General features: G+C 43.1%; 1 pseudogene. It reads right to left on the bottom strand.

Features of this window, described 5'->3' with window-relative positions:
- Positions 1-253, bottom strand: a pseudogene (locus ACFINO_RS11290) (transcription termination/antitermination protein NusA); the annotation flags it as partial.

Raw genomic sequence — 253 nt, forward strand, 5'->3', positions numbered from 1 at the left:
TTTCTGCAGGAGTTTCAGTAACAAGATCAGCTTGGTCTATCCAACCTGCTTGCACACGTGCAGCTAAAACCATAGTTTCTGCATCAGCACGTGTAATATCAAATGGGGTCAGGATACCAGAAAAACTCTGTGTTTGACCTTCTTTACGTTCTCTCCAGCCAACCAAATCATCGACTGCATAACCAGCAAAATCTTCTATTGTTTTTACACCATCTTCACCCATAGCAACCAACATAGCACTTGTCAGACCAGG

The organism is Bartonella sp. AA83SXKL, assembly GCF_042196965.1.
In the GTDB taxonomy this organism is placed as follows: Bacteria; Pseudomonadota; Alphaproteobacteria; order Rhizobiales; family Rhizobiaceae; genus Bartonella.